Source organism: Dehalococcoidales bacterium, assembly GCA_035529395.1.
Lineage (GTDB): Bacteria > Chloroflexota > Dehalococcoidia > Dehalococcoidales > Fen-1064 > DUES01.
Genome location: DATKWT010000174.1, coordinates 1 through 9,013, shown reverse-complemented (window position 1 = coordinate 9,013; position 9,013 = coordinate 1). Strand labels below are relative to the sequence as shown.

The 9,013-nt window shown below is 55.6% G+C and carries 7 protein-coding genes; all 7 read right to left on the bottom strand.

Features of this window, described 5'->3' with window-relative positions:
- On the bottom strand, nucleotides 1-309 hold a 309-nt coding region (locus tag VMW13_10890), incomplete at its 3' end, for a hypothetical protein (protein ID HUV45320.1).
- A gap of 499 nt (nucleotides 310-808) precedes the next feature.
- Entirely contained in the window at nucleotides 809-1,984 is a 1,176-nt protein-coding gene (locus VMW13_10885) for a phosphoribosylaminoimidazolecarboxamide formyltransferase (GenBank protein ID HUV45319.1), read from the bottom strand.
- 152 nt (nucleotides 1,985-2,136) lie between these two features.
- A complete protein-coding gene (locus VMW13_10880) occupies nucleotides 2,137-3,024 on the bottom strand; it encodes a carbon-nitrogen hydrolase family protein (GenBank protein ID HUV45318.1) in 888 nt (295 codons plus the stop codon).
- Between the two features lie 101 nt (nucleotides 3,025-3,125).
- Nucleotides 3,126-4,349 carry an acyl-CoA dehydrogenase family protein gene (locus VMW13_10875; protein ID HUV45317.1) on the bottom strand — a complete coding sequence of 408 codons (1,224 nt, stop codon included), beginning with the start codon at nucleotides 4,347-4,349 and terminating at the stop codon, nucleotides 3,126-3,128.
- 127 nt (nucleotides 4,350-4,476) lie between these two features.
- Nucleotides 4,477-6,354 carry an ABC transporter substrate-binding protein gene (locus VMW13_10870; protein ID HUV45316.1) on the bottom strand — a complete coding sequence of 626 codons (1,878 nt, stop codon included), beginning with the start codon at nucleotides 6,352-6,354 and terminating at the stop codon, nucleotides 4,477-4,479.
- A 151-nt stretch (nucleotides 6,355-6,505) separates the two neighbouring features.
- Nucleotides 6,506-7,498: an ABC transporter permease gene (locus VMW13_10865; protein ID HUV45315.1), complete on the bottom strand. Its 993-nt coding sequence runs from the start codon at nucleotides 7,496-7,498 to the stop codon at nucleotides 6,506-6,508.
- 16 nt (nucleotides 7,499-7,514) lie between these two features.
- On the bottom strand, nucleotides 7,515-8,477 hold the full coding sequence (locus VMW13_10860) for an ABC transporter permease (protein HUV45314.1): 963 nt from the start codon (nucleotides 8,475-8,477) through the stop codon (nucleotides 7,515-7,517).
- Nucleotides 8,478-9,013 lie beyond the last annotated feature (536 nt).

Genomic DNA, 9,013 nt, shown 5'->3' with positions numbered 1-9,013 from the left:
CGAGATGCTGGAAACCTTCTTCTCAATCTCGTCGTAGGCCTTGTAGATGAGGTCGATGGCCTCGGATATCTCCTCGGGGCTGGCCCAGTGCGGTTCAACACGCATTCGGCTCTGGGCAGCCAGTGCTTCCAGAGCAATGATGTCCCCCGGGTTGGCGATGGCTACCAGCAGAGTGCCATCGCGTATCACCACGGGTATCGCGGTATGTTTCCTCGCCAGTGCCTCGGGTATCAGGATTATGGCATCATGCTGTGGGAACTGCTGCCGGAGTAGCGAGGTTTGCCTTCCGTCAGGCTTTGTGACAGTCACATCCATCCCCTCCTCTTCCCTGTGGAGTCATACCCCTTTCTTTCAATCTATTGCAGTCACGGCATTCCCCCGGTTGCCCGTGTCTCTACGGTCTCCCAGTTTACTTAATTGTCCCACCAAGGCGGTGTCCCAGAAAGATACCGACGGACTAACGGTTTAGGCCGGAGGGCTTCATCTGATGATACGTGGAGGTCAGTATAGTGGTCTGGGTGGTATTCTTCTGCGGTCGCATTTCCTCTTCCTGATGGAATCAGGTTCCCTTTCTTTCAATCTATAACAAGCACGGTACGGCAACAATAGTGTTTTGGTCATGGAGTACCAGTATTTTTAGTAAGGGGTACCTATGGCTATGGTGGCGGGTGGGGTACTGTCGGCGACGTGGACTACCATCCGGGAGAGAGGAGGTCTGGTACGAGTAGGGGAAATGGGGGTCGGCTAATGCTACAGGCGACCGCCCCGTAGTCAGCGTGCGGTCGCCTGTGATGATTAGAATAATGAACTAATGGTGGAAGAATCTTGTGCCGGAGAAGGCCATTACCATCCCGTACTCGTTACAGGCGGTAATCACATCCTGGTCTCGTGCGGAGTTGCCCGGCTCAACGACGTACTTGACCCCGCTTTGGGCGGCGCGGTCAATGCTGTCCCGGAAGGGGAAGAAGGCATCCGAACTAAGGGAGACCCCCGTCATTGTAGCCAGCCAGTCGTGCTTCTCTTCGGGGCTGAGCCGGGGTGGGATATCCCGAAACGCCGCCTCCCAGGTCTGCTGCTCGGCGGGAGTCAGCTTCTCCTGGAAACAGAGGTCGATGGCGTTATCCCGGTCCGGTCGGGAGATGCCTTTCCGCCAGGGTAGACCGAGGATAGCGGGATGCTGGCGCAGGAACCAGCGGTCGGCCTTCTCCCCGGCCAGCCGTGTGCAGTGAATCCGTGATTGCTGCCCCGCACCGAGTCCTATCACCTGGCCGTCAGCCGCGAAGCAAACGGAGTTGGACTGTGTGTACTTAAGGGCGATAGTGGCGACCACCAGGTCTCTGATAGCTGATTCCGGAAGCTCCTTATTAGCAGTGACGATGTTCTCGAACAGCGCCGGAGTTACCGCGAGATTATTCCGCTTCTGGTCAAAGCCTACTCCGAAGACCTCCCTGGTCTCCATCTCCGGCGGCTCATAGTCAGGGTCAATCTCGATGACGGCATATCTCCCGCCTTTCTTCTGCTTGAGGATGGCGAGTGCTTCATCTTCACATCCCGGTGCAATGACGCCATCGGAGACTTCACGCTTCAGCAGGCGGGCGGTTGGAACATCCAGTCTGTCGCTCAGAGCTACCCAGTCGCCGAAAGACGATAAGCGGTCGGCCCCCCTGGCCCGGACATAGGCTGTGGCGATACCGGATAGCTCCACGCCTCCGACGAAGTAAGCCTTTCTGAGTACATCGCTCAGAGGGACGCCGACGGCAGCCCCGGCAGGACTCACGTGCTTGAAAGATGCTGCCGCGGGCAGGTCCAGCGCCTGTTTCAGTTCCCGGACCAGTTGCCACGAGTTGAGGGCATCGAGCATATTGATATATCCCGGGCTGCCGTTCAGTACCCTGAAGGGCAGGTCACCGCCCTCACGGTACATCCTGGCGGGTACCTGGTGTGGATTACATCCGTAGCGAAGGGCTATCTCACGGTCTGTCATATCCGGCTATCCCCCCTGTATGTATTAGGCAAGGTTACCACTGCCCTGTGTCCGTGACGTGCAGCCATGTTGTTAACCGGAAGGTTTATGGTTCGCACAAAGGTCATGTTAGCCCGTCACCGTTTCGCTGTCAATGTTAATCTCAACGGGGGCTACCGTCTTGAACTGCGGTGGATGAAGGGATACGTGACCTCCGGTGAAATCAGGAGTTCATATAAGCGGGGTTTTCTAAAGGCGTTTCCCCATGTCTCACACTCTCGATAGGAGCGTATTTCTGCCAGGTTGAAATCGGCAAGATAGACGCCTTCCTCTTCACCGGCTTCTATAATAAGTGGGTTAACTGGTTCACCGTCTTTATCGTAGAACACGGCGTTGAATGCCACGGAATGACCGTTCTGTTGCGGTACAGCGTAATTGGTCATGGCAACACCGACCATGTTTTCAAAGGCGCGTGTCTTGAATTGGTCGATACGTGTGTCGTCCAGAGTGCAGGCGTTAGGTGTTAGTATGATTTCAGCACCTTTCAGCATCAGTATTCGGGCGCTCTCCGGGAATTCCCGGTCGTAGCATATCATCGATCCGACCTGTACCACTCCATTCTTTGTGTCCAGTGTGCAAACGTAAAAGCCTTCTCCGGGAGTGCAGGTAGCTTCCCTGTCGAAGTCACAGGTGTGTACCTTGGCATAGGTCATGACAATATCCCCGTGCCTGTCAATAATGGAAACCGAGTTTCTGGGAGCACCCGGCCACTGCTCAAGGTAGGTGAGAGCAATGGACATCTGAAGCTCTCGGGCTAGCTCCCGAAAGTGTAGTACGAATGGGTGGTCACGACTAATAGCTTTTGCCTGCCAGCGTAATCGTTCTTCTTGCCGATTAGCATCAGGCCATGTATAACCAATATTCCACATCTCCGGGAAGAGAGCGATGTCCGCTCCCATCTCACGGGCGCGCCTGCTGAACAGGTCTCCCTTTGACTGGTTGGCAGCCTGGTCGTCGGCGCAGGGAGTCATCTGTAGCAAGGCAACTCTGATAGTGCTCATATAGTTGCATTCCTGTGAACATCGTTTGGCAGCAAGAGTAATACCGGACGCCGATTCCAGCGTCCGGTATGGTTTTACTAACAATGATATATTATTTGTGCCTAATCGCGCAGCTTCTCGGCACCGCCCAGGGCCAGGGTCTCGTTGACGCCGTCCTCAACCATGGCGGCCCGGGCGTCGCGGAATATCTTCTCGATTACCGACTCCTTGGAGAGACCGATTCCGCCGAATATCTGGATGGCCATGCTGGCAACCTTGAAGGCGGTCTCGGTGGCGAATATTTTGGAGGCGATGGAGTAGTGAACGGCCGCCGGCTGAGCCTGGCTGTTGTAGACCGATACCCGGCGGGAAAGCGAGCGGGCTGCTTCCACCAGGGTGAACATCTCAAAGAGCCGGGCCTTGACGCTCTGGTGCTCAAAGATGACCTTGCCACCCTGTACCCTCTGCCGGGCGTACTGTAGTGCTTCATCGAGGGCGGCCTGAGCACAACCGACGAAGGTGTTTCCCATGCCGGCGTTGGCCGCGGCCAGGGTTTGCTCCGATAGCATTGTATAGGTCATCGGGTCAGAGCAGATAACGTTTTCCTTGGCTATGCGTACATTATCGAAGAAGATTTCCCCCTGGTTGAGTGCCCGCTGTCCCAGCTTGTCCAGTGGTACGCCACGTGTGATACCGGGCAGGTCCAGGGGGATTACGGCTATCCCGTTACCTTCCATACCCAGCGCGGGGTCGATGTTGAAGAAGAGGGCGGCGTGAGTGGCGATGGTGCCGTTACTGACCCAGGCGGCCTTCTGCCCGTTGAGTACGTACCCGTCACCATCGGGGATGGCACGTAACTGGGGCGCTAACTTCGGGTTCCTGGACTGCTCGCCAATGAGCAGCCAGTCCGAGCCGTGGTCCGGTTCGGTGATTGCCCAGCAGCCAATCATCTTGCCATCGGTATCGGCACAGTACTGGCGTGTTATGTCCTGTATCTCCGGGTATGGAGAGAACATGGCGAAATTGTACGGGAAACCACCCGCGCCTATGGCGATGGCCAGGTCGGCGGCGGCGTATCCCATTTCCTCGGCAATCATGGCTCCGGCCAGCGCATCACTATGGCCCAGTCCGCCGACCGCCTCGGGGTAGCTCCTCTTGTGATACCCGAGTTCCTTGGCCTGGCGGAGGACATCCCAGAAGATGGAGTCCCCGGCAATGACGTCTGCAGGGTCGGCGAGTTTGTCCAGCTCAACGGCGGCCGGTCGGAGGACATTCATGAAGAATCTCCTGGCCTCGGTACGAAGGGCTTTCTGTTCGTCGGTAAGGTTGGTTTCTATCTCGAGCAATCCCATGTCTACCTCCTTTACAGGTGGTCAGTCATTCACTGCTGACCACGTAAAATGAAGACTGGGGGTATGTTATCATACCCCCAGTCAGTTTGTCATGGCTTGTGAAACAGTGTCCTGTCCGGTACTAGTCCTTCTGGCCGGTCATCTCGAACTTGAGGTCCTGGTCTATCCAGACATACCGGAGTACACCGGTGTCGTTGACGTCCTCAGGGCCGACACTCCTCTCACCGACGTAGCCCTTCATCCATGGTACCCAGAACCGGTAGATGGCGGCTGTCGGTATCGGAATCTCCCAGCATTCGTCTATTTCATGGAGGCATTGTTCCTTGCGAATCCTGGACTGCTCTGCCTGGTCTACGGTCACTATGAGCTCCTCGTATCTTGCCTGGGCGACGTCGTCGATGACGTTACCGAAAGCGTAGACGGAGCGTGTCCCATCTAGACCAACCCATCCGCCGTTAGCCCATCCGAAGGCATCATCGATGCCGTTGTTGCCCCAGGTAATGAAACTCATTCCGGGGAAGGACCTCACCCACAGCTGGTTGCCGAAGGTGGTGGATTCCACCACGTCTATCGTCATGTCGATGCCGACATCGGCGAGCCAGCTCTGGATCAGGGACATCAACTCGATGCCGATCGGCCAGGCAGCCGAGACCTGGCAGTCGGTGGCGAAGCCGTTCGGGTAACCTGCTTCGGCCAGCAATGCTTTGGCTTCTTCCGGATTATATCCGTAGAGCAACTGGCTATTTGCCGGCAGCTCCTCCAGTGGCGTGTAGTGGTCGGCGAAGGAGGGCATTACCGGCCAGGTGAGCAGGTAGGCCCGACCCTCGTAGTAGTCCTCCAGGATGGCCGGCTGGTCTATCGCCATGGAGACTGCCTGCCGTACCCGCTTGTCGCTGAAGGGCAAGATGTCGGTGCGTGTGAATATCGTAGCGCTGTTTTCCGGCAGCAGCATTACCATGTTCAGTTCGGGGTTTGATTTCTGCATGCCTATCACCTTGTCGGAGGGGACGGACTGCCAGTCGGTCTTGTAGGTACGCAGTGCTGCCAGCTGGGTGGCTGTGTCGGGTATCACAATCATCTGGAGCTTGTCGGCATAGGGCAGCCTGTTCTCGGGGAAGAAGGGGTCGAAGTGGTGGTAGTTGGGGTTCCTGCTCCAGGTCAGCGAGCTGTCGGTAACGGCATCATCCAGCATCCATGGGCCGGTGCCGACCTGGAAGTTCGGGTCCTCACAGTTGCCAACTAGCTCAACCACTTCGCGCGGCTGCATGGTCATCCAGCCCATGATACCGTGAAACATGCGCGTGCTTGGTACTTCGTACACGAGCGTGAAGTTGAATTTGTCGTGCTCGGTGTAGAAAGGCGGAATTGTCGGGTCCCGCACATAGTCCGGTGCCAGGTAGGCCGTGCTGCGCGGGTCAGTCCGTGCTCGTTCATATGAATACTCAACGTCACTGGCGACGAACTGCCGTCCGTTCATCGGCGGGCGGTTCTGCCAGTAGACGTTCTCACGGAGCTTGATGTTCATGGTTGCCAGGTCGACAATCTCCCAGCTCTCGGCCAAATCACCCATGATAAATGGGTCGGCAACATACGTGGACGTGAACGGGTTTTCACCGGTACCCTGTGGTCCCCTTGACCAGTCGGCGGTGCCCAGTTGCGAATAGGTGTTAACCTGGCTGACCGCGGAACGGGTCGTATTTACCGGGTCGAGGAGCTGTGTCGGTGAACCGCTGGCTGAGATGAAGGTGATGGTGCCACCGTATTGAGGTTTCTCCTTCAGGTGACCCATAGAGTCCAGGACCATCTCCGGTCCCTTTTCCTCAACAACGGCCGTAGTTTCCTCTTTCTCTTCTACTGTGGGGGTTCCTTTCTCTGTGACCTGCCCCGTAACTGTTTCTGTTGTTTTCTTCTCCTCAACCGCTGCTGATTGGCAGGATGACAAAACCAGCGCTGCTACCATTAGCGAAGACAGCAGAAACCATATAGCTTTTCTTTTCACTTTACTCCTTCTTTTTTTCTAAACCTCCATGGCTGCAGATTCTTTCCCCAAACTCACATGCTACACCTCCTGGGCGTATTTTATTGCCTGTTATTACGCCATATATTCTATATTTCCCGCACATTTATCAAGTCCTTAGCCAGGGTGTTCGTCAGGCCCCGGCCTGGTCCTTCTGGCTGATCTTCTCCCGTATTTTCTTCGTGGCCCGTCCGTAGCGGCCAACGCCGCCCCTCAGCCTCGGGTCGAGCAGGTCTCTGACGGCATCGCCCCACATGTTGATGCCGTACACGGCGACGCTGAGGGCTACGCCCGGCCAGAGGGCCAGCCAGGGGGCTTCATACATGTACCTGCGCCCCTCACTGCTGAGCATGCCTCCCCAACTGGGAAAGGGTGGAGGGATACCGAAGCCAAGGAAGCTCAGGCTGGCTTCTCCCAGTATGTTACCGGACATCGATATACTGAACATGATAATCAGGAGAGGCGCGATGTTGGGCAGAATATGGCGTCGGAGCATCTCCCCGGTGGTACAACCGATGGACTTCGCCGCCTCTACGTACACATTTTCTCTGATGGAGATAACGGCGGCCCGGGCCACCCTTATCCAGCCAATGCCGCCCCATATTCCGAGCACGATTACCGTCTGGAATATACCGGTACCAATAATGCCCATCAGGGTTATAACTATAATGAGCATAGGAAAGGACAGGGCGGCATCAACAAATCTTTGTACGACCATATCAACCCTACCACCGAGATACCCGGAAGTGACGCCAATGATTGACGAGAAAACGACGTTGATGGCACTGGCACAAACACCCACTATCATGGAAATCCGGGCTCCGTAGATAACCCGACTGAACAGGTCCCGTCCCAGGGAGTCAGTACCCAGAATATGCTTGGCAGACGGTGCATCCATACGGTCTTTCAGATTGTGCTCATTGTACCCATAGGGCGCCAGGCCTACGTCCGGCATGCCCAGCCAAGTCAGGTCGGCAAAGATGCCGGTCAAGAGCATTATCAGAACAATAATCCCGCCCAGGGTCCCCAGTCGTTTTTCCTTGACCAGCCTGATGAAGAAATCAGCCAGTGGCGAGCGTCGCTTCGCCGCCTTGGCTTCCGCCATACCGTTAAGAGCTTCACTCATTACCTGACTATCTCCTCTACTTGTAACGAATCCGGGGGTCCAGATAGGCGTAACTCAGGTCGACCAGCAGGATGAGTACCAGTCCGAAGCTGGCGAGAAGAATGTTTATCCCGCTGACGAAGGGGTAGTCTCTGCGGTTGATAGAGTCGAGGAAGAGGCGGCCCATGCCGGGTAGTGCGAATATCTGCTCCATGATGACGGAGCCGCCTATCATAATCGGTATCTGTCCGGCGATCATGGTAATCACGGGAATCATAGCGTTCCTCATGGCATGTCTGATGACGATGACACGTTCGCGCATTCCCTTCGCCCATGCCGTTCTGATGTAATCCTGCCGGAGGACTTCCAGCATAGTTGTCCGCAGCATTCGCATCGTCGTTGCCGACATTGCCATACCCATCAACGCTCCCGGTATGATGAATTGTCGGAGGTTGGCAAGAGGCTCCTCGGTGAAGCGGACAAGGTTTAATGGTGGTGCCCATCCCCACCAGATGGCGGGGAAGACCATTATCATAGTACCCAGCCAGAAGCCGGGTATTGAGAGAGAAATTATGGCGAAGCTCCGTCCGAAAAAGTCCCCCACGGAATCCTGCCGTATCGCCGAGAACAGGCCAATCGGCAGGGCTATACACTGAGATATGATGAATGCCAGGAGACCGAGCTCAAAGGTCACCGGGAGACGGGCAACTATCTGGGGGAGCACGGGGCGTTTCAGCCACAGGGACGTCCCGAAGTCGCCACGGAAAAGACCCCCAACCCACCGCAGGTACTGGATGTGTATTGGAGCGTCCATGCCGAGCATTTTCTCAACTGCCGCGACGTCCATTTGCCCACCGGTCGATTCCCTCGACCCCATCTCAATGGCCATCATCTCCACCGCGCTGCCGGGGATAAGGCGGATGCTGAGAAATACCACTATTGTTATTACGAAGAGTGTGGGTACCATGAGGGCTAATCTTCTGATGACGTAATTACGCATACAACTTCCTTTGTAGTTTCATGAACTAGCAGTCTACGATAACCTGCTATCCCCTTTGTGGCAAGACTTCATGCTTTTCAGTCCACCCGGGCATGCGATAAGGCATTAGAAACCGTATAAGCTGGTGGGTGGGCCTGAGGACGTCCCCGGCACGAACCTCTACCCTTGTTAAATCCCTTCTGATATCCAGACCACTTCAGGGTTGCTGCCATTCCGCACGTGCCGGCGGACCCATGACCGTGGCTGCTATCTGTTACTTATATAAGAAGGACTCCCCCTCCCGCCTTTCACCACGAAGGTGTACCACTAACTACGAAAAAGGTACGAGAGGTTTCCCTCCTTTCATTTTGACCACAGTATAACCACGCTCCAGTAGTTTGTCAACAGGGAGTTTCTTCCAATACAAGATGAGCCTGAGAGATTCAGACAGATCGTTTATGATTGGGACATGCGACTGATTATGAATGATGAGTAATTACAGAGAATAGAGCAAGGCAGGCAATTTCTAGCAGGGTGATGAAAAACCCTTTCGACCA

Excerpts from the sequence above, each read along its gene's own strand:
- VMW13_10885 (HUV45319.1), bottom strand. The coding sequence starts at position 1,984 with ATGACAGACCGTGAGATAGCCCTTCGCTACGGATGTAATCCACACCAG.
- VMW13_10880 (HUV45318.1), bottom strand. The coding sequence starts at position 3,024 with ATGAGCACTATCAGAGTTGCCTTGCTACAGATGACTCCCTGCGCCGAC.
- VMW13_10865 (HUV45315.1), bottom strand. The coding sequence starts at position 7,498 with ATGAGTGAAGCTCTTAACGGTATGGCGGAAGCCAAGGCGGCGAAGCGA.
- VMW13_10860 (HUV45314.1), bottom strand. The coding sequence starts at position 8,477 with ATGCGTAATTACGTCATCAGAAGATTAGCCCTCATGGTACCCACACTC.